Raw genomic sequence first — 253 nt, 5'->3', positions numbered from 1 at the left:
CGGAATTTTTTTAATGGATAATGGATTTAAAAACGGTTTAATCTCTAAATCTTTAATTTCCAATCTTCCGACAGGTTTTGCTTCCCCTGTTCCAATCTTCGAAACCGTTTTATTAGCTGATAAAGCAAAGCTTATGGGAAGTCCGGTTTCTTTGGTTACCGCAAGAGCAATCTCTTTTGTCCATTGGTAGCACCCAAAAAACTTATCCATTCCTGAAAGATCGAGATAAAACTCATCGATACTTGCCTTTTCC

1 protein-coding gene is annotated in these 253 nt (G+C 37.2%); it reads right to left on the bottom strand.

Annotated elements, in window-relative coordinates; all coding sequences use genetic code 11:
* On the bottom strand, nucleotides 1–253 hold a 253-nt coding region (locus tag RM51_RS18905), incomplete at both ends, for a Y-family DNA polymerase (protein WP_039373357.1).

This window comes from Chryseobacterium taiwanense (assembly GCF_000813825.1).
GTDB lineage: Bacteria > Bacteroidota > Bacteroidia > Flavobacteriales > Weeksellaceae > Chryseobacterium > Chryseobacterium taiwanense.
This window is presented reverse-complemented; position numbering and strand designations above follow the sequence as displayed.